Annotated in this window: 23 protein-coding genes; 22 read left to right on the plus strand and 1 reads right to left on the minus strand. The window is 49.6% G+C overall.

Translation table 11 applies throughout. From position 1 onward, the window contains the following. Positions 1-8: 8 nt before the first annotated feature. The 11 genes from Q0R37_RS03580 to Q0R37_RS03630 all read left to right on the plus strand — a co-directional run bounded on the left by Q0R37_RS03580 (position 9) and on the right by Q0R37_RS03630 (position 10347). Positions 9-1328, plus strand: coding sequence for a hypothetical protein (locus Q0R37_RS03580; RefSeq protein WP_294751307.1), 1320 nt, complete (start codon positions 9-11; stop codon positions 1326-1328). A gap of 51 nt (positions 1329-1379) precedes the next feature. Further along, positions 1380-2081, plus strand: coding sequence for a response regulator transcription factor (locus Q0R37_RS03585; RefSeq protein WP_294751310.1), 702 nt, complete (start codon positions 1380-1382; stop codon positions 2079-2081). Continuing rightward, the gene (locus Q0R37_RS03590) at positions 2081-3484 is read left to right on the plus strand and encodes a HAMP domain-containing sensor histidine kinase (RefSeq protein ID WP_294751313.1); all 1404 of its coding nucleotides are present in this window, start codon (positions 2081-2083) and stop codon (positions 3482-3484) included. The genes Q0R37_RS03585 and Q0R37_RS03590 overlap by 1 nt, the downstream gene beginning before the upstream one ends. A 35-nt stretch (positions 3485-3519) precedes the next feature. Further along, a complete protein-coding gene (locus tag Q0R37_RS03595; RefSeq protein ID WP_294751317.1) occupies positions 3520-4512 on the plus strand; it encodes a DUF1385 domain-containing protein in 993 nt (330 codons plus the stop codon). Continuing rightward, positions 4506-5357, plus strand: coding sequence for a peptide chain release factor N(5)-glutamine methyltransferase (gene prmC, locus Q0R37_RS03600; protein WP_294751320.1), 852 nt, complete (start codon positions 4506-4508; stop codon positions 5355-5357). Before Q0R37_RS03595 ends, prmC begins: the two co-directional genes overlap by 7 nt. Positions 5358-5508: 151 nt before the next feature. After that, positions 5509-6117: a metallophosphoesterase gene (locus Q0R37_RS03605; protein ID WP_294751322.1), complete on the plus strand. Its 609-nt coding sequence runs from the start codon at positions 5509-5511 to the stop codon at positions 6115-6117. 75 nt (positions 6118-6192) lie between these two features. Next, positions 6193-7377 (plus strand): recombinase RecA, encoded by a 1185-nt coding sequence (gene recA, locus Q0R37_RS03610; RefSeq protein WP_294751325.1) that lies wholly within the window; start codon positions 6193-6195, stop codon positions 7375-7377. After that, on the plus strand, positions 7377-8018 hold the full coding sequence (locus tag Q0R37_RS03615) for a RecX family transcriptional regulator (protein ID WP_294751328.1): 642 nt from the start codon (positions 7377-7379) through the stop codon (positions 8016-8018). Before recA ends, Q0R37_RS03615 begins: the two co-directional genes overlap by 1 nt. Before the next feature lies 1 nt (position 8019). Continuing rightward, entirely contained in the window at positions 8020-9351 is a 1332-nt protein-coding gene (gene rimO, locus Q0R37_RS03620; RefSeq protein WP_294751331.1) for a 30S ribosomal protein S12 methylthiotransferase RimO, read from the plus strand. Then, the gene (gene pgsA / locus Q0R37_RS03625; protein ID WP_294751334.1) at positions 9348-9932 is read left to right on the plus strand and encodes a CDP-diacylglycerol--glycerol-3-phosphate 3-phosphatidyltransferase; all 585 of its coding nucleotides are present in this window, start codon (positions 9348-9350) and stop codon (positions 9930-9932) included. Before rimO ends, pgsA begins: the two co-directional genes overlap by 4 nt. 28 nt (positions 9933-9960) lie before the next feature. After that, positions 9961-10347 (plus strand): metal-dependent transcriptional regulator, encoded by a 387-nt coding sequence (locus Q0R37_RS03630; protein WP_294751340.1) that lies wholly within the window; start codon positions 9961-9963, stop codon positions 10345-10347. 86 nt (positions 10348-10433) lie between these two features. Here the strand turns inward: Q0R37_RS03630 and htpG are convergent, their stop codons facing one another. Next, entirely contained in the window at positions 10434-12335 is a 1902-nt protein-coding gene (gene htpG, locus Q0R37_RS03635; protein WP_294751343.1) for a molecular chaperone HtpG, read from the minus strand. Positions 12336-12812: 477 nt separating this feature from the next. Here htpG and Q0R37_RS03640 point away from each other — a divergent pair, with 477 nt between their 5' ends. From Q0R37_RS03640 to Q0R37_RS03690, 11 genes are all read left to right on the plus strand, one after another. Further along, positions 12813-13190 (plus strand): hypothetical protein, encoded by a 378-nt coding sequence (locus tag Q0R37_RS03640; protein WP_294751346.1) that lies wholly within the window; start codon positions 12813-12815, stop codon positions 13188-13190. Positions 13191-13276: 86 nt separating this feature from the next. Continuing rightward, positions 13277-14698 (plus strand): cysteine--tRNA ligase, encoded by a 1422-nt coding sequence (cysS, locus tag Q0R37_RS03645; RefSeq protein ID WP_294751349.1) that lies wholly within the window; start codon positions 13277-13279, stop codon positions 14696-14698. A gap of 158 nt (positions 14699-14856) precedes the next feature. Continuing rightward, on the plus strand, positions 14857-15642 hold the full coding sequence (locus tag Q0R37_RS03650) for an MBL fold metallo-hydrolase (protein WP_294751352.1): 786 nt from the start codon (positions 14857-14859) through the stop codon (positions 15640-15642). Continuing rightward, on the plus strand, positions 15639-16115 hold the full coding sequence (rlmH, locus tag Q0R37_RS03655) for a 23S rRNA (pseudouridine(1915)-N(3))-methyltransferase RlmH (RefSeq protein ID WP_294751463.1): 477 nt from the start codon (positions 15639-15641) through the stop codon (positions 16113-16115). The genes Q0R37_RS03650 and rlmH overlap by 4 nt, the downstream gene beginning before the upstream one ends. Positions 16116-16301: 186 nt before the next feature. Next, on the plus strand, positions 16302-17069 hold the full coding sequence (locus tag Q0R37_RS03660) for an ABC transporter permease (RefSeq protein WP_294751354.1): 768 nt from the start codon (positions 16302-16304) through the stop codon (positions 17067-17069). After that, complete coding sequence (locus tag Q0R37_RS03665; protein ID WP_294751357.1) at positions 17069-18322, plus strand: ABC transporter ATP-binding protein; 1254 nt, start codon at positions 17069-17071, stop codon at positions 18320-18322. The genes Q0R37_RS03660 and Q0R37_RS03665 overlap by 1 nt, the downstream gene beginning before the upstream one ends. Continuing rightward, complete coding sequence (locus tag Q0R37_RS03670; protein WP_294751362.1) at positions 18323-18775, plus strand: hypothetical protein; 453 nt, start codon at positions 18323-18325, stop codon at positions 18773-18775. Next, a complete protein-coding gene (locus Q0R37_RS03675; protein WP_294751364.1) occupies positions 18775-19860 on the plus strand; it encodes a glycosyltransferase in 1086 nt (361 codons plus the stop codon). Before Q0R37_RS03670 ends, Q0R37_RS03675 begins: the two co-directional genes overlap by 1 nt. A gap of 11 nt (positions 19861-19871) precedes the next feature. Next, positions 19872-21071, plus strand: coding sequence for a glycosyltransferase family 4 protein (locus tag Q0R37_RS03680; protein ID WP_294751367.1), 1200 nt, complete (start codon positions 19872-19874; stop codon positions 21069-21071). Beyond that, positions 21071-22240 (plus strand): glycosyltransferase, encoded by a 1170-nt coding sequence (locus Q0R37_RS03685; protein WP_294751371.1) that lies wholly within the window; start codon positions 21071-21073, stop codon positions 22238-22240. The genes Q0R37_RS03680 and Q0R37_RS03685 overlap by 1 nt, the downstream gene beginning before the upstream one ends. Continuing rightward, a complete protein-coding gene (locus Q0R37_RS03690; RefSeq protein ID WP_294751373.1) occupies positions 22237-23982 on the plus strand; it encodes a hypothetical protein in 1746 nt (581 codons plus the stop codon). The genes Q0R37_RS03685 and Q0R37_RS03690 overlap by 4 nt, the downstream gene beginning before the upstream one ends. Positions 23983-23987 lie beyond the last annotated feature (5 nt).

A 23987-nucleotide genomic window follows, 5' to 3' on the forward strand; every position in this document is an offset into this window, starting at 1 on the left:
AAAAGCATATGAAAATATTTTCAGCTATCATAACAGCCCTCTTTACGGGGGCTGCGCTTACGGGCTGTACCTTCGGCGCAAGCATAGATACTCTCATGGCTCCGCCGAAGCTCAGCGTTGAACAGGAACAGATATACTCTGCCCTGACCAATGCGGAAGGAACAGCAATAAGCCTTAAGTACCCGAAATCGGGAAAATACCTTTCGGCATTCATAATCGAGGATATAGACGGCGACGGCGGCGATGAAGCTCTCGTGTTCTATGAGAGGAACAACCGTGCTCCCGATGAAAATGCCCTGAGGATAAACGTCCTCGACAAGGAGGGCGACCACTGGCGCTCTGTGGACGACCTTTCGGCAGTCGGCAGCGAGATAGAAGAGGTCATGATCTCGCGGCTGGGCACCAATGACCGTGTGAATATCATCGTCGGAACAAGTATCATCAACCGCTCGGAGAAGAATGTCACCATATACATTTACTCGGAGGGCAGATTACAGGGTACGAAGTTCTCTGTGCCGTATTCATTCATTGATGTAAAGGATCTGGATATGGACAGCGATAACGAGCTCCTGAGACTTACAAAGGCTTCAAGCGAAGAGCCCGCCCTTGCAGAGGTGTATAAGCTCGACGAGAACGGTATGTACCACAGGTCAAAGCTTGAACTGGGAGATAACATAAGCGAGTTCGACATAAGCTACGGAAGTCTCCCCGACGGCAGGCTCGGTCTGTATATCGACGAATCCTCGGGAACGGGCAATATCCGTTCCGATGTCATATATATGGAAGGCAGCGCACTTAACAGCGTCACCGTTACTAACGACGATGACATGAATAAAAGCAGACCTGCGGGCTACAGCTCCTTTGATGTGGATTCCGACGGAAGCCTCGAGATACCGTTCCAGATAACCGCTGCGGGCTATGAGTCGGCAGCCGAGGGCGAAAGGCTCAGCCTTACCGAGTGGAACAAGCTCGACAGGCTTATGAACCTGAAAAGGCGGTATATCTCCTATTACAGTCTCAATGACGGATATATATTCATTTTCCCCGAAAGATGGGTGGACAATGTGACTGTAAGGCGTGATATAGTCAACGACGAGATAGTTTTCTGCAAGTACAAGAACGGGAACATGGGGCGCGAGCTTCTCAGGATAGCCTGCGCGGACGATGCTCCTTCGCGGGATGACAGGATATCCAACGAGTATATGCTGATGTGCACAAAGGGAGATTCGTCTTACCTTGCCGTGATCCCCGGCGATCCCGATCCCGAGGGCGACGGGCTCTGCATAACCGCAGGAGAAGCTGCTGTAGGCTTCAGGACAAGGGACTGATACGCAGCTTGGATATAAGCTGAGAAATATACATAAAGGAGTGATACTCTCATGAAACGTATACTTATATGCGAGGACGAGGATACAATACGCGAATTCGTTGTCATAAACCTCAAGCGCGCAGGCTATGACGTAGTCGATGTGAACTGCGGCGAGGACGCCCTCAAGACCTTTGAGGCGGAGCACGGCAAATTCGAGGTAGTCCTGCTGGATATAATGATGCCGGGCATAGACGGCTTCACGGTATGCAAGAAGATACGTGAAAAAAGCTCTACCATAGGCATAATAATGCTCACTGCAAGGACTCAGGAAATGGACAAGGTCAGCGGTCTTATGATAGGCGCCGACGATTATATCACCAAGCCCTTTTCACCGTCCGAGCTCACTGCCCGCGTTGACGCCATATACAGGCGCGTGTGCATGAGCTCCATAAAGAACGAGAAGCAGTCCGTCATAGAGAGCGGTCCTTTTGTACTCAACCTCAAGAGCCGTACAGTCACAAAGGACGGCGAGCCCATAGAGCTCACACAGGTAGAGTATCAGATACTCGAGTTCTTCATGAACAATAAAAATACCGCTCTTGACCGTGCAAGCATACTCAACCATATATGGGGCGAGAGCTATTACGGCGACGATAAGATAGTTGACGTTAATATAAGGCGCATACGCATGAAGATAGAGGAAGAGCCTTCAAACCCCAAGTATATCATTACCATTTGGGGATACGGCTATAAATGGAATGACGTTCAGTAATGGCTAAAAAGAGTATCACAAGGCGCTGGATAGTCAACAATCTCGGAGTTGTCGTGCTTGCGCTCCTTGTCATAGATATGGCGATCATCTATGCGATACAGAATTATTTCTACAACTCTGCAAAGCAGTACCTCGTATCAAAGCTCAATGCCGTAACGAGCGTGCTGAGTATGCATTCTCAGGACAGCTCGTCAAACTTCTCCGCAGAGATGAGGAAAATGCTCGAGACCTTCAACGAGAAGGACAAGATAGAGCTTATGGCGATAAACTCCAAGGGCAGGGTAGTCCTTACCTCTTCGGGCTTTTCTCCCGATGCCGACGACCCCATGCCCGACTACGACGAAGCTCTCGAAAAAAGCGAGGGCGACCATGTGTACAGGCTCAGGGGCGGCGAAAAGATACTTGCCGTATCTGTTCCCATAGGCTCCATGAGCAACGAGTACAGCGCCGTAAGAATGGTCACATCGCTGACAGCCATAGACGAGACTATCAAGAATTATGCGCTTGCCGCTTCGGTGGTGTGCATAGCCATAATACTTATAATCATAGTAACAGGTCTGTACTTCGCGGGCTCTATCGTTAAGCCGATACAGCAGATAAGCGGTATCGCCCGTAAATTTGCGCTGGGCGACTTCTCAACACGTATCGACAACGACAGCGACGACGAGATAGGCGACCTCTGCACGGCTATAAACAATATGGCTGACGAGCTCTCTGCCACAGAGGCTATGAAGAACGAGTTCATATCCTCGGTGTCTCATGAGCTGAGAACTCCCCTTACCGCCATAAAGGGCTGGGCGGAAACTCTTATGATAGACGGAGGCGGCAGCCCCGATACCATGAAAAAAGGCGTCGGTGTCATCGTCAACGAGACAGAGCGACTTTCGCAGATGGTTGAGGAGCTCCTTGACTTCTCACGTATGCAGAACGGTCATTTTACATTGCAGAATGCGAATATGGACGTTCTTGCGGAGCTTGGCGACGCGGTTCTCATCTACAGCGACAAGGCACGGCGTGAGGAAAAGGAGATAATCTACAGCGAGCCCGAGATGCTCCCCTTTGTGTACGGCGACAAGAACCGTATACGTCAGGTGTTCATCAATGTTATCGACAATGCGGTGAAGTACTCCTCGGCAGGGGATACTGTTACCATAATGGCTTATGAAAAGGGCGGAAATGTCATAATAAGCGTGGCTGATACGGGCTGCGGCATCAAGAAATCCGACCTTGCAAAGGTCAAGACCAAGTTCTACAAGGCAAATCATACCCGCCGAGGCTCGGGAATAGGTCTTGCCGTTGCAGACGAGATAATCAGTATGCACGGCGGCAGCATGGACATAACCAGTGAGGGCGAAGGCAAGGGTACTACGGTAATAATAACCCTCCCTGCGGTAAAGCAGTAGGACGGATACAATAAATGATTCAATAAGGTGAAAACATGGGAAAAAGTGATAATACACAGGAAAAATTCAAATCAAAGATAGGCGGTCAGGCTCTTATCGAGGGCATAATGATGCTGGGACCGAATAAGGGCGCAATGGCGTGCAGGCTCCCCGATGGCACTGTAGACCTGGAAACATGGGACGAGAACAACGGAAAGAACGCCCCTTGGTACAGGAAGGTACCGCTGGTAAGAGGCTGTACGGGTTTCGCCATATCCCTTGTCAAGGGCTATAAGTACATGATGAAGTCTGCCGAGAAGCAGATGCCCGAGGACGAGGAGGAAGAAAAGGACAAGAAAAAGAATGACGAGCCCGCAGCAGAGGCTGCTGCCGAAAGCAGTGAAACGGCTGATAAGAAGAAAGAGGGCTCGGGCTACGATATATTCATGTATCTCGGCATACTTTTCGGCGTAGTCATGGCCATAGGACTTTTCGTCATGCTCCCGAAATGGATAGTGGGACTCATGCCCTCGGTCAGGGAGCACCGCTTCCTGCGCTCGCTTCTTGAGGGACTGGTAAAGATAACCCTTTTCGTTGTATATATGTACCTTACGAGCCTTATGAAGGATATACGCAGACAGTTCATGTACCACGGCGCAGAGCACAAGACCATTGCCTGCCATGAGGCAGAGCTCCCGCTGACTGTTGAGAATATCCGCAAGCAGAGCCGTTTCCACAAGCGCTGCGGTACGAGCTTCATATTCATAGTTCTTATCGTCAGCATATTCGTGATGTGCTTCGTGCCTTTCACGGTAACGTGGCAGCGCATCGTGGCTTCACTGGTGCTCCTGCCCCTTGTTGTGGGCATCTCCTACGAGTGCATACGCCTTGCGGGAAATAACGACAACCTCTTCACACGTATCCTTTCTGCTCCCGGACTTGCAATGCAGCGCATAACCACCCGCGAGCCCGACGACAGTATGATAGAGATAGCTATTGCTGCAATGACTCCTTGTATACCAAGTGACAAGGAGGAGGACAAGTGGTAAGCCGAGGCGAGCTTTTTGCTCGGTGCCGCGGGCTCATAGCCCTGCGCGATGAGGAGTCCGCGGACTTTGACACCACCTGTATCTTTCAGGATATGCTTGGGGAGAAGTTCCCCATGTTCGCTCCGAAAGAGCCTGTCCCCGATGATAAGGCGGAGGAGATAATTTCTCTTGCAAAGCGCCGCTCCGAGGGCTACCCCCTGCAGTATCTGCTGGGACAGTGGGAATTCTGGGGCTGCAATTTCAAGGTGGGCGAGGGCGTTCTCATACCACGTCCCGATACCGAGACCCTTGTGGAGCAGGTGCTTGACATCTGCCGCCGCGAACATCTCACAGCACCTAAGATAGCCGATCTTTGCAGCGGCAGCGGCTGTATAGCCGTAGCTCTGAAAAAGGAGCTTCCCGAAGCGGAGGTCTGCGCCGTGGAGCTGTCGGAAAAGGCTCTTTATTATCTCAGACAGAACACAGAGCTCAACGGCTGCGGCGATATAAAAATAATAAGCGGCGATGTGCTGAAAAGTGAAACTGCCCGTCAGATAACGGGACTTGATATACTTGTGAGCAATCCCCCTTACCTTACCTCGCAGGATATGAGGGAACTCATGACAGAGGTGAGATACGAGCCCGAATCGGCGCTTTTCGGCGGCGAGGACGGTCTCGGCTTCTACAGAGCCCTTACGGAGCTGTGGAAAGCTTCTGTAAAGGACGGCGGATATATCGCCTATGAGTTCGGTCTCGGGCAGCATGACGCCGTGAAGGATATACTCGAAAGGAACGGCTTCACCGACGTTGAGCTTCGGCGTGACGGCGGGGGAATAATCAGAACAGCCGCCGCTGTAAAAGCATAAGTTTATGTTTGTAGGGGACGGTGACTCCCTATGGTATAGGTAGATGTCCGAAGGACAGAGGGTCGCGGCTCCTGTTGGGAGTCCCCGACGTCCCTTAACGGGCGTCGGTAAAGTGTCCCTTTAAATGCAGTCAAAAAAGAAAGGATAAGCCATGAAAATAGCGGTATTTTCAGATATTCACGGAAATATCAAGGCTCTGAAAGCTGTTCTTGAACAGATAAGGGAAAAGAACGCAGACCTGACAGTGTTTTTAGGAGATATCTTCCAGCGCGGAAATGAAGAATTTGAATGTCTCGAACTGCTGAAAAACAGCGGTGTGGTCTGCTTAAAGGGAAACTGCGAGCTCTATGCGGAGCACGGAGTGGATGTTGATCCCGATGTGGAGCATCTGAGGAGCTATTACGACGGCATAAGAAGCAGGCTCACAGAGGAGCAGATGCAGTTCATAAGGCAGATGCCGCTTTTCTATGAGACCGAATGTCACGGACACAAACTGCATTTTTCACACTTCCTGTTTCTTGATATTGAAAAGCCCTATCCGTTTTTACCGCTGTCAAGTCTCAGGGACGGCTCCTTCGACAGGGCTTGCGAGGGCGAAAACGTAACGAAATACGACCTTGCAGTTATCGGTCACTGTCATCAGAATTTCGTAAAAGGGAATGTGGTCTCTGTTTCAGCTTCGGGCTTAGAGGGAGCTTCATGGCTTCTTATCGAAGTCAATGATGACTCTGTCCGCTTTGAGCATATCGGCATTGCATGAAAAGACGGCGGAAATAAACGGTTTTTCAGAAAATTTAAAGCTTTATATATTATAAATAGTACGGAGGAAATACCAATGGCAAAGAAGGAACTTGCAAAAAAGCCTACAGTTGTAAGAGTTACCGCTGTAGAGGACAAGAAGGCTGCTCTTGACGGCGCTCTCAAGCAGATAGAAAAGAAGTACGGCGCAGGCGCGGTAATGCGCCTCGGACAGACAAAGACCCTTAACGTGGACGCTATCCCCACAGGCTCCATGACACTTGATATGGCGCTTGGCATAGGCGGCGTTCCGAGAGGACGTATCGTTGAGATATACGGTCCCGAGAGCTCGGGTAAGACCACAGTTGCGCTGTCTATTGTCGCTCAGGCACAGAAGGCAGGCGGAGAAGCCGCATTCATCGACGTTGAACACGCTCTCGACCCTGTTTACGCAAAGGCTCTCGGAGTAAATATCGACAATCTCCTCGTTTCGCAGCCCGACAGCGGCGAACAGGCTCTCGAAATAGCGGAAGCTCTTATCCGTTCGGGCGCTATCGACGTTATAGTTCTCGACTCTATCGCTGCTATGACCACAAGAGCTGAAATTGACGGCGAAATGGGCGACCTCCATGTAGGTCAGCTGGCAAGACTTATGTCGCAGGCTATGAGAAAGCTCACGGCGGCTATATCAAAGTCAAACTGCGTTGCCATATTCATCAATCAGATACGCGAAAAGATAGGCGTTATGTACGGAAATCCCGAGACTACCCCCGGAGGCCGCGCTCTCAAATTCTATTCGTCGGTGCGTATAGAAGTAAGAAAGGGCGAGGTGCTCAAGTCGGGCACGGACGTTATAGGCGCCTGCACACGCTGCAAGATAGTAAAGAACAAGGTAGCTCCGCCTTTCAAGGAGTGCGAATTCGACCTTATGTACGGCAGCGGAATCTCCCGTACAGGTGAGGTGCTTGACCTTGCCGTTGATCTTGATATCATAAAGAAGGGCGGCTCGTGGTTCAGCTACAAGGATCAGAAGCTGGGACAGGGACGCGATAACGTCAAGGAGCTTCTCCAGAACGACGAAAAGCTCATGAAGGAAATAGAGGAGCAGATACTGGCAAGAAAGGACGAGCTGAATTCCGCCGCTCCAAAGAAGAGCAAGCCTGCCGCCGAGAAGCCTGCGGCTGACGCGGAGAAGCCCGAGGCTGAGGGAGGCGCTTCCGAGGAGGACGTTCTTGCAAGCTTTGACGAGAACTTTGAGGAGTTCACTCCCGCTGAGGAATAATGAAGATAATATCTGTCACACGGTATAAGGGCTCGACCTATGAGGCTGAGCTGGACGACGGGCGGAAGCTCTACCTCCATGCCGATATCATCACCGATTTCGGCATACGCGCAGGTATGGAGACCGACCGCGATACACTACGGAAAATAGTCTACGCTTCCAACTTCCGCAGAGCCTATCAGCGGGCGCTTTACCTGCTGGACTACAGAGACTATACCTATTCGGAAATGTTCGGGAAGCTCGTTGAGAACTACAAGAGCGAACCGCTTTGCACGGCGGTAATGAAAAGGCTCACCGAGCACGGCTTCATAGACGATGTGCGCTATGCGGAGCGTATGGCGCGGAAGCTTGTGGAAATAAAGCGCTTCGGCTACCGCAGATGCAGGAGAGAGCTCATGCAGAAGGGCATAAGTCAGTTCATCGCAGAGGATGCTCTTGCGCAATACGGAGAAGCCTTTGAGGAGAACCTCGCAGAGCTCCTGAAAACGAAACATTCCCGTTATCTTACGGACCGTGAGGACAGAAAATCAATAGAAAAGGTCAAAAGCGCACTTGTGCGGTACGGATATGACTTTACAGAGATAAACCGTGCCGTAAAGGAGTATTTTGAATGTGCGGACGGCCTTGAGGAGGAAAACTGATATGGCGATCAAGGTGGGCATGGTGTCCCTTGGCTGCTCGAAAAATCTCGTTGACTCTGAGCGTATGCTGTATAAGCTCAGAAAGCACGGCTACAAGCTGGTCACAGAACCGGGGCTTGCGGACGTTGCGGTAGTCAACACCTGCGGCTTCATAAAGGCTGCAAAGGAAGAAGCTATTGAAACTATCCTCGAGCTTGGAAAGCTCAAGGAGGAGGGCAGCCTCAAAAAGATTATAATAACAGGCTGTCTTGTGGAAAGATACAAGGAAGAGGCTGCGGAGCAGTTCCCCGAGGCGGACGCTGTCATAGGCATAGGCGATACGAAGGATATTGTCGATATACTCGACCATGTCCTTGCCGACGAGCACGTTGTGCGCTTTGCACCGAAGCTCGAAGCTGAGCTCTGCGGCGAAAGAGTGATATCGACTCTGCCCTTCTTTACTTATCTGAAGATCGCGGAGGGCTGCTCGAACTGCTGCACATACTGCGCTATACCCATGATAAGAGGCAAATTCCGCAGCGTTCCCATGGAAAAGGTAATAGAGGAAGCGAAATTCCTTGCGGCAAACGGCGTTACCGAGCTGGTCGTCATCGCTCAGGACACAGCGCTCTACGGCAAGGACCTCTACGGCGAACCGAAGCTTGCGGAGCTCCTCACAGAGCTGTGCAAAATAGACGGTCTGCGCTGGATACGCACTCTCTACTGCTATCCAGAGCGAATAACGGACGAGCTCCTCGATGTTATCGCCCGTGAGGACAAGCTCGTTAAGTACCTTGAGATACCTATACAGCACTGTAACGGTGATATACTCAGGCGTATGAACCGCTGGGGCGATACGGAAAAGCTTGAAGCCCTGTTCAGGCATATACGCGAGAAGGTCCCTGATATAATACTAAGGACAACTCTCATAACAGGCTTCCCCGGAGAGACCGAGGAGCAGTTTGAGGAGCTTGCGGAGTTCGTGAAGAGAGTCCGCTTTGACAGGCTGGGCTGCTTTGCCTATTCCCGCGAGGAGGGCACGAAGGCGTATGAATTCCCCGATCAGATAGACGAGGAAACAGCCGCTCACCGTGCGGATATAATTATGGAGCAGCAGATGCTGATAAGCTGCGAGAATAACGAAAAGCTCATGGGTGCAGAGCTTGAAGCCGCAGTCGAGGGATTTGACAAGTTCGGCGAGTGCTGGTTCGGCAGAACGCAGCTCGATGCTCCCGATATAGACGGAAAAGTATTCTTTACTTCCGAAAAGCCCCTTGGTATCGGAGATCATGTTAAAATAAGGATAACCGATACCCTTGATTACGATCTTATAGGAGAGGTGATAGACCAATGAACCTGCCAAATAAGCTGACTCTTCTGAGAGTCCTTCTTATTCCGTTTTTTCTTTTGTTCATGTATTTAGACGTACCATTCCATTATGCAATAGCGCTGGTCATATTCGGAGCTGCTTCTATAACAGACGCTCTTGACGGAAAGATCGCAAGATCGAGAAATCTTGTGACAAATTTCGGAAAATTCCTCGATCCGCTGGCAGATAAGGTGCTCGTTATCGCTGCACTTGCTGTATTTGTGGAGCTCCCCGAGATAAGGGTGGGCGCTGTTCCCTTCATTATCATAACCGCAAGAGAATTCATGGTCTCGGGACTGAGGCTTCTTGCCGCAAACAGCGGTATCGTCGTTGCGGCGGGCATATGGGGCAAGCTTAAAACTGCCTTTACCATGATAGCTATCGTAGCGATACTCTTATGGCTCAGTCTCTGCTTTGATCTCAGTATCGGTTTCCCCGAGACGTTCAGGAATGCTGTGGATAATGTGCTTATCCCCGTACTTATCTGGATAGCAGTCGTTCTTACAGTCATTTCGGGAGTTGTTTACCTTAAAGGCTACTGGAACCTTATCGACTCGGATAAGTAATATCATGTCTCTTTGAAAGGAGAATAAAATGAAACACTGTGCAGGTCAGGTAAAATACCTGGCAGCAATAAAGGAATTATCGGAAAAAGAGGATACTGTCCGCTGCGTTGGTATTGCCCGTCATCTTGGGGTATCAAGGCCCAGCGTCAGCAAAATGCTCAGGTGCCTTGCAAACTGCGGACTGGTCTATGAGGACTTCTGCAACAGCGTGGTGCTCACTCCCGAGGGAGAGGAGACCGTGGAAAGGCTTTTTTCTTCATTTGACGAGGTATATGCTTTCTTCCGCAGGTTTTTGAAGCTCCCGCATGAGGAAGCCCACGAGCAGGCAATAAAGTTCATCACGGAGTTCCCGCAGGATACCTGCGAGCGCGTAAAAGTGCTCATAAGGCGTACTCTTAAGAAAAAAGGAGCATAAAGACGAGCCCCGAGGCGATGCCTCGGGGCTTGATGTATCTGTAGGGGCGCACATTGTGCGCCCGTAATCATATTTCACAGCATTTATCACATAAGCTCGCAGATGAGGTTGGAGAACTCAACGGGGTTCTCAATGCTCATGCCCTCGATAAGAAGAGCCTGATCGTAGAGGAGCTGTGCGTACTTGCCCAGCTTTTCCTTGTCGCCGCTCTCGCTTAGAGCTTTCAGCTTGCCGAATATAGCATGATCGGCATTGAGCTCAAGTACTCTCTGTGCGTGTACCTTCTGGTCTGTAGGCATTGAATTGAGCACCTTTTCCATTTCAAGGGATATCTCGCCCTCGCTGGTAAGGCATACGGGGTGGGACTTAAGTCTCTGTGAGATAGCTACCTTTGTTACCTTGCCGTTGAGAGCTTCCTGAAGCTCCTTGAGAAGGTCGGCGCTTTCCTCTTCCTTAGCCTTGATCTCTTCCTTCTTTTCGGGGGAATCGAGTCCCAGGTCGTCTGCGGATACAGACTTGAATTCCTTCTCCTTGTACTTCATCAGCGACTTTACCGCAAACTCGTCGATATTATCCGTGAGGTAAAGTATCTCGAAGCCGTTGTCCTTTACAAGCTCTGTCTGCGGGAGCTGCTCGATACGTGCTGCGCTCTCGCCTGTAGCGTAGTAGATGTACTTCTGATCCTCGCGCATACCTGTTACGTACTCGTCAAGAGTTACCAGCTTCTGCCCGTTTGAGGATGTGAACAGGAGAAGATCCTGAAGCTTTTCCTTGTTCATGCCAAAGTCGCTGTAGATACCGTATTTGAGCTGCAAGCCGAAGGCTTTCCAGAACTCCTCATACTTCTCACGCTCGTTCTTGAGCATTTTTTTCAGCTCGTTGCTGATGGTCTTTTCTATGCTCTTTGCAATGGCTTTGAGCTGTCTGTCGTGCTGGAGCATCTCACGGGAGATATTCAGCGACAGATCCTCGCTGTCAACAAGTCCCTTTACGAAGCTGAAATAATCGGGGAGAAGGTCCGCACACTTGTCCATGATGAGAACGCCGTTTGAGTAGAGCTGCAGGCCCTTTTCGTACTCCTTTGAGTAATAGTCAAACGGAGCCTTCGACGGGATATACAGCAGGGCGTTGTATGCGGGCATTTCGTTGCTTATATGCGAATATTTCAGAGGAGCGTTGTAATCATAGAACTTCTCTGTGTAGAAGTGCTTGTAGTCCTCCTCCTTGAGCTCGTTCTTGTTCTTCTTCCAGAGAGGTGTCATGCTGTTGAGTGTCTCTACCTCGATGTAGTCCTCGTACTCAACAGGGAAATTCTTCTCCTTTTCCTCCTCGGTCTGCTCCTTTGGACGGCTGTGGGATACTTCCATTTTGATAGGGAAGCGGATATAGTCGGAATACTTGCTGATAAGTGACTTTATCCTGTACTGGTCGAGGAACTCGCCGTAGTTCTCGTCCTCGGTATCGTCAAGCATTTCGAGGATTATCTCGGTGCCTGTGTTCTTTTTGTCGGCTTCGGTGATAGTATAGCCGTCAACGCCCTCGGACTCCCACTGATAAGCCTTGTCGCTGCCGTAAGCCTTGGATATTACCGTGACCTTCTTTGCAACCATGAATGCTGAGTAGAAGCCTACGCCGAACTGTCCGATTATCTGGTTGTCTTCTTCGAGCTTGTTCTCGTTCTTGAACTTGAATGAACCGCTGTTTGCAATAGTACCGAGGTTGTTTTCGAGCTCTTCCTCGGTCATGCCGATACCGTTATCGGTGATCTTGAGGGTACGGCTGTCCTTATCGGCGGATATCCATATTGCGAAGTCGTCTTTATTAAGACCGACCTTGTCGTCGGTGAGAGATTTGAAATAAAGCTTATCTATAGCGTCGCTTGCATTGGAGATAAGCTCACGGAGAAAGATCTCCTTATGAGTATAGATCGAGTGGATCATCATATCAAGCAGTCTTTTGGACTCTGCTTTGAACTGTTTGGTTTCCATAAAAAACATCTCCATAGTGAAATTAGCACTCTATCTCTTAGAGTGCTAAAACAAGTATATAACTTTTACGGGGTCAAAGTCAAGGGAAAGAAGAAATGTTTACAATTTGTTCATATTTAGCTTTCCATAATTCGTCTTGACAAAACCCTGTACTTTGGTATATAATTATTTTTAGAGCTTAGAGCTCATATTATACAATTAAATTCTAAGATCTTAGTTCTGAGGTCTTAGTTCTTAATAAAAGGCGTAGCAGTCAGAGTAGCTTTTCTGCGGACTTTCAGAGAGTGTGCGGCAGGTGCGAGCACACAGTCGGGTCAAGTGAAGTGCGGCTGTCAGCTTCGGCAGTGAAGCGGTATGTGTGTAGCTGCCGGCGTTTCGTCCGCGTTAAGGATATGATGAGTTAAAACGGAGTGGAAACGTGCATCTGCGCCTCCGAGGTATTGCCTCGGGGGCGTTTGTTATTGTAAGGAGGCTCATATGAATATAATAAAGTATCCCTCGGACGAGGCAGTAAACGAAGCTGTAAAGAACGACAGCAGGTTCCTTGCGGCTGTAAGCCTTGACGGAAGCATGGCTTATGTGGGCGCGGCTGACGACGCGGGAGACCATATCGCTCTCCTTGAAAGCTTCGGCGAGGAGAGCCCCTCGGGCTTTTTCAGGCTCAGCTTCGACAGCCTTACTGCCGACTGGACATTCTCATGTCCGCGGAGCTATAATGGTATCACCGAGGAAAAGGAGCGCATGGGAGCTTACTACCGCGACGGACTGCGGATACTGCCAGAGTTCCTTGTGATGTTCGGCTATTTCTCTAAGCTGAAAATAAAGAACCCGCCCCCTGAGATATGGGAATTTTAATGCGTAATTATTGCATGAACGATAATTAATATGTATGGGCGCACAATGTGCGCCCATACAAAATAAAATATTTCGGAGGAATAAAAATGCAGTTATATAATTCACTGTCACATAAGAAAGAGGAATTCGTGCCCCATACCGAGGGGAAAGTAAATATGTACACCTGCGGTCCTACTGTGTACCACTTTGCTCACATAGGAAACCTCAGAAGCTACATCATGGAGGATATCCTCGAAAAGTACCTGCGCTTCACGGGCTATGACGTGAACCGCGTTATGAATATCACCGATGTGGGACATCTTACCAGCGACGGCGATACAGGCGACGACAAGATGCTCAAGGGGGCAAAGCGCGAGCACAAAACGGTCATGGAGATAGCTAAGTTCTATACGGACGCTTTCTTTGAGGACTGCAAAAAGCTCAATATCAGAAAGCCCGATACAGTTGTTCCCGCAACGACCTATATCGACGAGTTCATCCGCGTTATCAGCACCCTTATGGACAAGGGCTACGCTTATGAGGCGGGCGGCAACATCTACTTCGATACCTCAAAGCTCGAAAAGTACTATGTTTTTAACGATTTCAACGAGGAGGACCTTGCAGTAGGCGTCCGTGAGGGCGTTGAGGCTGACGAGAACAAGCGCAACAAGGCCGACTTCGTACTCTGGTTCACAAAGTCAAAATTCGACGATCAGGAGCTTAAATGGGACAGCCCGTGGGGCGTCGGCTACCCCGGATGGCATATCGAGTGCTCATGCATAAGCATGAAGAACAACGGCGAGTACCTTGACATACACTGCGGCGGTATCGACAACGCCTTCCCTCACCATACCAACGAGATAGCACAGTCCGAAGCTTACCTCGGACATAAGTGGTGCAATTACTGGTTTCATGTGCTCCACCTCAACACAAACAGCGGCAAGATGAGCAAAAGCAAGGGTGAGTTCCTGACGGTATCCCTCCTTGAAGAAAAGGGCTACAAGCCTGTGGTATACCGCTTCTTCTGCTTGCAGTCACATTACAGGAAGTCGCTGGTATTCTCATGGGAGAACCTCGACAATGCTGTAGTTGCTTACAATAAGCTTGTGGAGAAGATAGCTCCTCTCACAAAGGAGAAGGTTGGCGATATCGACAAGGCTGAATACGACCGCCTTATGGGCGCTTTCAATGACGCTCTCGGCAACGATATAAACACAGCTATGGGCATAACCGTTATTTATGACGTTCTGAAATCAAAGGCAAATGCGGCTACAAAGCTTGCCCTCATAAACGAGTTCGACAAGGTAATGGGACTTGACCTTATCGCAAATGCCAAGGAAGCAGCAAATCCTGTGGGGGACAGCGTCCTCGACGTCCCGAATGAAGTTATGGAGCTTGTTGAACAGCGCAAGGCTGCACGTAAGGATAAGAATTTCGCACTTGCAGACGAGCTCCGCGACAAGATAGCGGCTCTCGGCTATGAGGTCAAGGAAACGAGACAGGGCACGGAGATAAATAAAATTCAGTAAGCGGTGGGTAGGGGCGGCGTTCCGCCGCCCGAAATTAAAAATTTATTTTGTAGGGGGCGATGCCCACATCGCCCCGTTGGTTTTATTGTTATATCGCGGGCGGATAATATCCGCCCCTACAAGTCTCATATCATAAACAAACAGAACGGAGAATCCCGATGGCACGACTTTATCCCCTTTTCAGCTCCAGCAAGGGCAATTCACACTTTATCGGCAATGAAAAGGGCGGCATACTCATAGACTGCGGCGTCAGCTTCAAGCGGCTCTCGGACGCCCTTGAACTGAATAATATCCCGCTTAGCGCGGTGCAGGGAGTGTTCATTACCCATGAGCACTCCGATCACGTTGCAGGGCTTGCTATGCTCACAAAGAAAACGGGTATACCCGTCTACGGACAGAAGCGCACCCTGCAAAGGCTCTGCGACGACAAAAAAATAGCGGTAAACTCTCATGTCATAGACATAACGGGAAAGACCATAAGCTGCGGCGGCAGCGAGGTGAGCTGCTTCAATACGCCTCACGACGCCATACAGAGCTGCGGCTACCGCATACATACCTCGGACGATAAGTACTGCGCCGTATGCACCGACCTCGGACACGTTACTCCCGAGGTGGACGAAGCTCTTACAGGCTGCCGTATGGTGCTGATAGAGGCTAATTACGATGACTATATGCTCAGGACAGGTCCTTATCCGCTGTACCTGAAGGAGCGCATACTCTCTCAGAACGGACACCTTTCAAACGATGACTGCGCGGTACAGGCAGGGAAGCTCATAGAGCGGGGAACTACACATATACTCCTCGGGCATCTTAGTCAGGACAACAATCACCCGAGAATAGCGGACGAAACAGTTCAGCGCGGACTTGAACGCTTCGCAAGGGGCAAAGACTACCTCATGGGAGTTGCTCCCGTTGAAACACAGGGAGGAGCGGTGATCTTCTGATGAATATAAATCTTATAGTTATAGGCAAACTTAAAGAGGACTATCTCCGCAGCGCCTGCGGGGAATACATCAAGAGACTGGGGAGATACTGCACCTTTGAGCTCCATGAGCTGGACGAGTGCCGCCTTAGCGAGTCTCCCTCGGACAAGGAGATAGCGGCTGCGCTTAAAAAGGAAGCCGAGCAGATAAAGAAGTATGCAAAGGGCATGATAGTCCCCATGTGTATCGAGGGTAAGCAGCTTTCAAGCCCCGAGCTTTCGGAGAAGATAACGGGTGCAGGCGTCAGCGGACAGAGTACGGTCACTTTCATTATCGGCAGCTCGTTCGGACTCGATCCCGAGATAAAGGATATGGGAGCGATAAAGCTCTCCATGTCGAAAATGACTTTCCCTCACCAGCTGGCAAGGGTCATGCTCCTTGAGCAGATATACCGCGCTTTCCAGATAGCGGAGGGCGGGAAATACCATAAATAGTTGAAAGGGCAGCTCGGCTGCCTTTTTTAGTGGAGAGTTGAAAATGCCTGTTTTGGCTTTGTATCGGAGAACGGGCAGTATTCTACTTGACAGCATAAATGGCTTGTGATATAATTAAAAGATACTATGGAATTTTATGCGCTTTTGACGGTAAAGACCGTCTGTAAGCGCTTTAAGGAGAATTAAATGAGTACGATAAAAGAGCTGTACGCATACAGACAAATGATAATCAGCCTTGTGAAAAAGGACCTGCGCGGACGCTACAAGGGCTCGGTGCTGGGCTTCATGTGGACCTTCATCAATCCTCTTTTTCAGCTGATAGTCTACACTATAGTTTTCGAGCATATACTTGATGCCACTGTGGATAAGTATTACCTTTACCTGTTTGTTGCGCTGATACCGTGGATATTCTTCTCCTCTGCCATAACAACGGGAGCAGCTTCCGTTCTGGCACAGAAGGAACTTGTTAAGAAGATATACTTCCCGAGAATGGTAATACCCATATCCTATGTGACCAGCTGCTTTGTGAATATGCTGCTGAGCTTCATAGTGGTATTTGCGGTCATAATCGTAACGGGAACAGGCTTCAACTTCCTTGCACTGCTTACGCTTCCTGTAATTATGATAGTGGAATATATCTTTGCGCTGGGAATGTCCCTGCTGACCTCGGCTGTCACCGTTTATTTCAGGGACCTCGAGCATATCCTCAGTATTGTGGCTATGGCGTGGATGTACATGACTCCTATCGTGTATACAGTGCCTCCGCAGTATGAAAAGTATTTCAGGCTCAACCCCATGACACATATAATCGAATGCTACAGGACAGTGCTCTACAATAAGCAGGTACCCGACCTATCCACTCTTCTGCTGGCGGCAGGACTGGGAGTATTCTTCCTTATATTCGGCGCAATGGTATTCAACAAGCTTCAAAGGCATTTTGCGGAGGAACTCTGATGGCAGGAAATGAAATTGCAATAGAAGTAAAAGACGTGACCAAGAGCTTCAAGGTATACCTTGACAAGGGTTCACAGCTCAAGGAAAGGCTCCTTTCCTTCAAAAGAAACAGATATGAGGAGCGCAGGGTGCTCAGGGGCATCAGCTTTAAGGTGAATAAGGGCGAGGCTATCGGTCTTATAGGCAGGAACGGCTGCGGAAAGAGCACAACTCTAAAGCTCCTCACGAGGATAATGTATCCCGATTCGGGAACGATTAAGCTGAACGGAAGAGTTTCCAGCCTTATCGAGCTCGGTGCGGGCTTCCACCCCGATATGAGCGGCAGGGAGAACATCTACACCAATGCTTCCATATTCGGACTTACAAAAAAGGAAATAGACGCGAGACTTAACGATATAATCGAGTTCTCCGAGCTGGAGCGGTACATTGATAATCCTGTCCGCACCTATTCCTCGGGTATGTATATGCGTCTGGCTTTCTCCGTAGCCATAAACGTGGACGCGGATATACTCCTCATTGACGAGATACTTGCAGTGGGCGACGCAAACTTTCAGGCGAAATGCTTCGCAAAGCTCAAGGAGATAAAAAAACAGGGAACTACCATAGTCATCGTTTCCCACGCTCTCAGTCAGATAGAGCAGATATGCGACCGCTCCATATGGATATATGACGGTCTTATCCGCTCAGAGGGCGCCCCTAAGGACGTTGACCTTGAATATCTTGACTTTATGAGCCTTGAAATGCAGAAGACCATGAATACTGGCAATTCAATGGGCGAGTGCGAGACGGAACGACACGGCAACGGCAATGCTCGTATCGAAAAGGTCTCATCATTCAGCTCTGAGGGCGAGGAACAGACAGTTTTCCGCACAGGAGAGAGCATAGTTTTCAAAATCGACTACAGCGTCAGGGAAAAGGTGGAGGACGCGGTATTCGGTCTCGGAGTGTTCAACAGCAATGGCGTATCCTGCTACGGCACCAACACGAGGATAGACCGCTTCGGCATATATGATATCTCAAAGGACGGTACGACGGAGATAGTTCTGGAGAACGTGCCGCTGCTGCCCGATGTCTATACCCTTGATTTCACCATAGAGTGCGGCGACGGCATACCCGTCGATTACTGCCGTCATATATACAAGATAGAGATTCTGTCGAGTGTGGGCGACGTCGGAGTGGCAAGGATAAAACACAGCTTTCTGCTTGACGATAATGTGGATAATAAAGCAAAAGCGACCGAAAGGATAAAATGAATGGACAATAGCATCAATATAGAACAGATAATGGCTGATATCAAGAAGGAGATAAGGGAAAAGGGCCTTACACCGGATATGCTCAGTTTTGAGGACATCCCCTACAAAAAGACAGCTCAGGGCGGCTCGCCTGCGGAGGCTCTCGACTATGTGACCGCTCATTACTATGTGCAGCCAAATAAGGAGTTCAAGGGCAATCGCGTAAAGACATTCTTCAAAAGGGCTGTACGCAGGATCATGAGGTTCTATGTGGAACCCATAGTCATGGAGCAGAATGACTTCAACGCAAATACTGCCACGATAATAAAGGCGATATCCGAGGACAAGTCAAAGGATATGTGCAGCAGAGTGGATACCCTCGAAATAGTGAACAAGGAGCTCATGAAGCGCCTTGACAGGCTGGAGCGTGAAAACCAAGAGCTCCGCAGCATTATCGCAAAGGGGCAGTCGTAATGCGCGTAGTACAGCTCCTTCCCACTCTCTCCTTCGGCGACGCCATAGGCAATGATACCATCGCCCTCAGGGACGTTATAAAGGAGATGGGCTATGCCACGGAAATATACGCCGAGAATATCGACAAAAGGCTCCCCGAGGACATAGCAAGGAAAACGGATAAGCTCCGCGACCTGAAAAAAGACGATGTTCTCATATATCACAAGTCCACGGGCACAGACCTCACTTTTAAGATAGAAGGGTACAAGTGCCGCAGGATAATGGTATACCACAATATAACGCCTTCCGAGTTTTTCCGCTCCTACAGCATACCCGCAACACAGCTCACAGAGCTGGGCTACAAGGGCGTAGACTTTCTGCGGGATAAGGTGGACTACGTTATGGCGGACTCGTCATTCAATAAGAATGAGCTTCTTAAGAGAGGATATACCTGTCCCATAGATGTCCGCCCCATACTCATAAAGTTTGAGGACTACAGGCAGACGCCCGACGAAGCTGCGGTAAAAAAATACCGCGACGGCAAAAAAAACCTTGTCTTTGTGGGACGTATAGCTCCGAACAAGAAGCAGGAAAATATCATAAGAGCATTTTACTGCTACAAGAAGCTCAACCCCGAGTCAAGGCTCATACTTGTGGGTTCTTCAAGGGGCATGGAGAACTATCACGAGCGCCTTGTGAAGTACGCAAAGGCTCTCGGCATAGGGGACGACGTAATCTTCCCGGGACATATAAAATTCAGCGAGATACTGGCTTATTATCATGTTGCGGACGCATTTGTCTGCATGAGCGAGCATGAGGGGTTCTGCGTACCTCTTGTGGAAGCCATGTTTTTCGATATACCAATAATAGCATACGATACCAGTGCTATATCCGACACCCTCGGCGGCAGCGGAGTGCTCCTTGACGATAACTCCCCCGAATTTGCGGCGGCGGTAATTGACAGGGTGCTCACAGACGAAAAGCTCCGCGAAAGCATTATCGCAGGACAGCGCAGACGCCTTGAGGACTTTTCCTACGAGCGCGTGAGAGCTGTGTTTGAAAAGGAGCTCAGAGGCTTCATAGAGGGCAGAAAAGACAGCATATAAAGGATCAGGAAATGAAAAAGATAGGATTTGTTATCCCATGGTACAGTGAAAAGATACCCGGCGGAGCGGAAATGGAGCTCCGCGGGCTTACGACTCATCTTCACGAAGCAGGGATAGAGATAGAGATGCTCAGCACTTGTGTAAAGGAGTTCTCCGCAGACTGGAACGAGAACTATTTCAGCGAGGGCACGGACACTGTACACGGCTTCACCATAAGGCGCTTCAAGGTGAGAAAGCGCAATACAAAGGCTTTTGACGCGGTAAACGCAAAGCTTATGAAAAATCTGCCCGTTTCTCCCGACGAGCAGCGCATATACACTGAGGAAATGGTGAACAGCCCCGACCTGTGCGAGTATATAAGGACCCACAGCGATGAGTACAGCCTTTTTGTGTTCATACCCTATATGTTCGGAACTACCTTTCACGGCTTGCAGGTATGCCCCGAAAAATCGGTGCTCATACCATGCTTTCACGACGAGCCCTATGTGTATATGGACATATTCAAGCCCGTTTTCGAGAACATAGGCGGCATCATCTACCATGCACAGCCCGAGTACGAGCTCGCTAACCGCGTTTTTGACATGAGCCGCGTAAAGCAGGGCTGTCTCGGGGAGGGAGTATACACCGAGCTCACAAGCAATGCCGCTGATTTCAGGAGCAAATTCGGCATAGACAGTCCCTTTGTGATATACGCGGGACGAAAGGACGAGGGAAAGAACGTCCACACCCTTGTGAAGTATTTCTCGGAATACGTAAAGCGCCGTGACAGCGATCTTAAGCTCATACTCATCGGCGGCGGCAATATAGAACTCCCTGCCGACCTTGTAAGGCAGAAGAGGATAATCGACCTCGGCTTCATAGACCTGCAGGACAAGTACAACGCTCAGGCGGCGGCGGAATTCCTCTGCCAGCCCTCAAGGAACGAGAGCTTTTCCCTTGTTATCATGGAAAGCTGGCTCTGCGGCAGACCTGTCCTTGTAAACAGCGGCTGCGCTGTAACGAAGAATTTCGCTTCCGAGTCAAACGGCGGCTTGTACTTTGAAGACTATTTCGAGTTTGAGGGCTGTACGGACTGGTTCCTGAACAATAAGGAAAAAGCAGCACAGATGGGCGATAACGGCAGGAACTATGTCCGCAGCAATTTTGCATGGGATGTTATAGTCGATAAATATATGAAGTTTTTCAGAGAAGTAAGCGGTGATAAGGAATAATGAAAAGGATAGCTCTTGTCAATCAGAGGTACGGACTTGAGGTGAACGGCGGCTCGGAGTACTACACGCGGCTCATCGCGGAAAGGCTCACGGACAGCTATGAGGTCGATGTGATAACCACAAAGGCTCTTGAATATACAACATGGGAAGACTACTACGAAAAAGACGAGGAAATGATAAACGGAGTAAGAGTGCTCCGTTTTCCTGTTGCAAAGAAACGCGCAAAGCACTTCGGCAGGTATAATAAAAAGTATCTCCGCGCGAAAAAATATAATACAGAAACGGAAAAGGTATGGTTCGAGAAGCAGGGGCCCTACTGTCCCGCGGCTGTAGACTATATCCGCGAAAACAAGGACCGATACGACGTATTTATCTTCGTTACCTACCTTTATTACCTTACGGTGACGGGACTTCCCGAGGTGGCTGACAAGGCGGTGCTGATACCTACAGCTCACGAAGAACCCTATATCCATTTCAAGACCTTTGAGAAGCTTTTCACGCTCCCGAGAGCTTATATCTTTCTTACCGACGAGGAAAAAGCATTGGTGCAGGGACTTTTTCGCTGTGAGGACATTCCCTGCCGAGTAATGGGTACGGGAGTTGAGATACCCTGCAAGCCCGATGCGGCGGCTTTCAGAAAGAAGTTCGGCATTGACGGAGACTATGTGATATATGTGGGACGTATCGACGAGGGAAAGAACTGCCCTGCCATGTTCAGATACTTCCTTGAATACAAGAAGCGCCGCCCCGAAAGCGGCCTTAAGCTGGTCCTCATGGGAAAGCAGGTCTGCGATATCCCCAAGGACAAGGATATAATAAGCCTCGGCTTTGTCAGCGAGGAGGACAAATTCAGCGGCATTTCAGGTGCGAAATGCCTGTGGCTGCCCTCAAATTTCGAGAGCCTTTCCATATCCGTCCTCGAAGCTATGACACTTTCCGTACCCGTTATTGTCAACGGCGTGTGCGAGGTGCTGAAGGGCCACTGCATAAAGAGCAACGGCGGACTGTACTACACGCGCTATTTCGAGTTTGAAGGCATACTGGACTATATCTTCTCCCACGAAAGGGAGTACGGGATAATGTGCAGCAACGCAAAGGAGTACATCGAAAAGAACTACCGCTGGGACGTTATCATGAACGGCTTTAAGGAGGTCATCGACAGCATATGAGTCAGGAAAAGAAGAAGCGCAGACTGCCTGCCTTTGAGCCGCAGTACATTGTTACGCTGATACTGGCGGCAGTTGTTGCATTCCTCAACTGCGGCATTATCAAGGAGTGCTACAGCCCTTTCGTTTTCAACGACGAAATGGGCTACTGGATGCACGCGGCGGAGTTCGCAGGTCTTGACTGGAGCGGCGTGTCGGAAACCGTTGGGTGGTATTCCTATGGCTACAGCCTGCTGCTCGCACCGCTTATAAGGATATTTTCGGATGCGGTAACGCTTTACCGTGCGGCGCTGGTGCTCAACGTAGTCATGGTCGTCGCCTGCTATTTCATGTTCGTTTACATAATCAGGAAGCTTTTCCCGAAGCTTGAGGTGCTGCCTGCAAGCGCGGCTGCGGCGGCAGGTATACTCTATACCTCCTATCAGTTCAACTCGGGCATTGCTTGGTCGGAGACCGCTCTTCTCATGGCTGTCACCATAGTCGTACTGCTCATGGCAAGGGCGCTTGAAAAGCCGACCTGCCTTAATATGGGCTGCCTCGGACTGTTCACCGCTTATATGTACATGGTCCATAACAGGACCGTCGGCATAGTCGCTTCCGTGGTATTTGTTATACTGATTGCTGTTGTCTGCAAAAAGCTCACGCTAAAAAACTTCGGTTTATTTGCAGCTGTACTTGCAGCCGGCTTCATTGCTGACAGGCTCATAAAAGCGCATCTGGAAAAGGTTTTCTGGAGCAACGGTGCGGAAGGCAACGACGCTGACAGTGTGCTGGGAAAGCTCAAAGGAGCACTTACCTCGGGTGAGGAGCTGCGAAAGCTCATAGGAGTAATGTCGGGACAGCTCTTTGCAATCACGGCAAGTACTTTCTGCCTTGTTCTGTTCGCCCTTGTCATTATGGCAAGAAGGGGCGCTGTTGGACTTTATAAAGCAAAAAAAGCCGTAAAGGGCGGAAAAAAGCTTTCGGAAGCTGCTGACAGCAGATATCTGGTGTTCCTGTTTATTTTCTGCGCCTTTGTTTCAACTTACCTCATAAGCAGCATATTCATGCTCGGCTTCGAGCGCATAGACCATATCATCTATACGCGGTATTTCGATATCCTGTCGGGAATACTCATAATGATCGGCATATGCTTCCTTTTTGAGGCGGAAAAGAGCGATATTATCGCGGCAATGTTCGTACCGCTCATAATGAGGGTATGTGTCGGCAAAGCAAACTACATGATGACCATACTCAGCGACCCTACCTTCAATAAGGTATGTGCTCCGCCGCTTTGTCAGCTTTTCGAGAACAACGGCATAAACTTCCATGCGTACTTCAACTATGCGGTGTCATGGTTCTTTGCGTTTATGATCGTATCATGCCTTTTCAAGTGGAAAAAGCTGAGCATATACTTCTGCTCGGCAGTATGTGCGGTGATTTTCAGCATGAATACTCCGAGTGCAAGGGAAGCTATATACGTATTCCAGCGTAATTATGAGGGGGACAGGGCCCTCTGTGACAGAGTCAGGGAGCTGCCCGAAAAAACAATATATGTTACGTCGGACGCAGGCAATTTCATAGCATTTTTGCAGTATGAAATGAAGGACGTCCGTGTGGAGCTTGCGGACACGGCTGAGGATATCGACGGCGAGGGATATCTGTTTGCACGGAGCGAGGATGCGGAAAGATTTGAAGGCTGTCAGAAAGTGGATAATTCGGACAGGCTTGATGTTTATCTGATAAAACAGAAAAATAGCCGTTAGTTATT

Source organism: uncultured Ruminococcus sp., assembly GCF_946415235.1.
Classification (GTDB): domain Bacteria; phylum Bacillota; class Clostridia; order Oscillospirales; family Ruminococcaceae; genus Ruminococcus.

What these genes read in the sequence shown, in the direction of transcription:
- Q0R37_RS03580 (WP_294751307.1), top strand. Translation starts at nt 9, where the DNA reads ATGAAAATATTTTCAGCTATCATAACAGCCCTCTTTACGGGGGCTGCG.
- Q0R37_RS03585 (WP_294751310.1), top strand. Translation starts at nt 1,380, where the DNA reads ATGAAACGTATACTTATATGCGAGGACGAGGATACAATACGCGAATTC.
- Q0R37_RS03590 (WP_294751313.1), top strand. Translation starts at nt 2,081, where the DNA reads ATGGCTAAAAAGAGTATCACAAGGCGCTGGATAGTCAACAATCTCGGA.
- Q0R37_RS03595 (WP_294751317.1), top strand. Translation starts at nt 3,520, where the DNA reads ATGGGAAAAAGTGATAATACACAGGAAAAATTCAAATCAAAGATAGGC.
- Q0R37_RS03605 (WP_294751322.1), top strand. Translation starts at nt 5,509, where the DNA reads ATGAAAATAGCGGTATTTTCAGATATTCACGGAAATATCAAGGCTCTG.
- recA (WP_294751325.1), top strand. Translation starts at nt 6,193, where the DNA reads ATGGCAAAGAAGGAACTTGCAAAAAAGCCTACAGTTGTAAGAGTTACC.
- Q0R37_RS03615 (WP_294751328.1), top strand. Translation starts at nt 7,377, where the DNA reads ATGAAGATAATATCTGTCACACGGTATAAGGGCTCGACCTATGAGGCT.
- rimO (WP_294751331.1), top strand. Translation starts at nt 8,020, where the DNA reads ATGGCGATCAAGGTGGGCATGGTGTCCCTTGGCTGCTCGAAAAATCTC.
- pgsA (WP_294751334.1), top strand. Translation starts at nt 9,348, where the DNA reads ATGAACCTGCCAAATAAGCTGACTCTTCTGAGAGTCCTTCTTATTCCG.
- Q0R37_RS03630 (WP_294751340.1), top strand. Translation starts at nt 9,961, where the DNA reads ATGAAACACTGTGCAGGTCAGGTAAAATACCTGGCAGCAATAAAGGAA.
- htpG (WP_294751343.1), bottom strand. Translation starts at nt 12,335, where the DNA reads ATGGAAACCAAACAGTTCAAAGCAGAGTCCAAAAGACTGCTTGATATG.
- Q0R37_RS03640 (WP_294751346.1), top strand. Translation starts at nt 12,813, where the DNA reads ATGAATATAATAAAGTATCCCTCGGACGAGGCAGTAAACGAAGCTGTA.
- cysS (WP_294751349.1), top strand. Translation starts at nt 13,277, where the DNA reads ATGCAGTTATATAATTCACTGTCACATAAGAAAGAGGAATTCGTGCCC.
- Q0R37_RS03650 (WP_294751352.1), top strand. Translation starts at nt 14,857, where the DNA reads ATGGCACGACTTTATCCCCTTTTCAGCTCCAGCAAGGGCAATTCACAC.
- Q0R37_RS03660 (WP_294751354.1), top strand. Translation starts at nt 16,302, where the DNA reads ATGAGTACGATAAAAGAGCTGTACGCATACAGACAAATGATAATCAGC.
- Q0R37_RS03665 (WP_294751357.1), top strand. Translation starts at nt 17,069, where the DNA reads ATGGCAGGAAATGAAATTGCAATAGAAGTAAAAGACGTGACCAAGAGC.
- Q0R37_RS03670 (WP_294751362.1), top strand. Translation starts at nt 18,323, where the DNA reads ATGGACAATAGCATCAATATAGAACAGATAATGGCTGATATCAAGAAG.
- Q0R37_RS03675 (WP_294751364.1), top strand. Translation starts at nt 18,775, where the DNA reads ATGCGCGTAGTACAGCTCCTTCCCACTCTCTCCTTCGGCGACGCCATA.
- Q0R37_RS03680 (WP_294751367.1), top strand. Translation starts at nt 19,872, where the DNA reads ATGAAAAAGATAGGATTTGTTATCCCATGGTACAGTGAAAAGATACCC.
- Q0R37_RS03685 (WP_294751371.1), top strand. Translation starts at nt 21,071, where the DNA reads ATGAAAAGGATAGCTCTTGTCAATCAGAGGTACGGACTTGAGGTGAAC.
- Q0R37_RS03690 (WP_294751373.1), top strand. Translation starts at nt 22,237, where the DNA reads ATGAGTCAGGAAAAGAAGAAGCGCAGACTGCCTGCCTTTGAGCCGCAG.